1 protein-coding gene is annotated in these 650 nt (G+C 67.7%); it reads right to left on the reverse strand.

All coding sequences use genetic code 11. The features are described from left to right. A partial coding sequence (locus ACYVDE_RS25335; RefSeq protein WP_460504279.1) for a GMC family oxidoreductase N-terminal domain-containing protein occupies nt 1–650 on the reverse strand: 650 nt, incomplete at both ends.

Consider the following 650-nt stretch of genomic DNA (forward strand, 5'->3'; position numbering starts at 1 on the left):
TCGCGGCCGTCGGCGGTACGGTGCACGGCTTCGGCGCCGGTGGCGCGGCCGTGGGCAATGGTCACGCGGTCGACTTTGGTATCGGCCAGCAGGCGGGCGCCGTGCTCGAAGGCCGTGAGCAGGTAGGTGTTCAGCGTGCCCTGCTTGATGCCGTGGGCGTCGCCCAGCGTGGTGTAGCCGAGGCTGCGGAAGTGGGCATCCGAATCGGTGAGGCCCTTTTCGTTGCGCGGAATCAGCTTCACTTCCTGGCCCAGCCGGGTTGAGCCATCCCAGAGGGCCTGGTTCTGGCCGTTGTGGCGGGTGTAGTTGGTGTTCACGCCAATGGTGCGGGCCACGGCGTTGAGGCTTTCCTTGAATTCGAGGGTGGTGAAGTGGGGCGCATTGTGCTCGCGGGCCCATTCCTGCAGCACGTAGTCGGGCGTGCGGAAGGAGCCGGCCCAGTTCACGGTGGTGCCCCCGCCCAGGCAGGAGCCGGCCAGAATGCCGATGCCGCCGTCCTGCGTGCTAAGCGTGCCCTTGGCGTCGTAGAGCATGCCCAGCATGTCGACTTCGTGCTGGGTGAAGTCACAGCCGTGGCAATAGGGACCTTTTTCCAGCACCAGCACGTCGTGGCCGGCGGCGGCCAGCTCGCCGGCCACCACGCCGCCGCC

The organism is Hymenobacter agri (assembly GCF_054778495.1).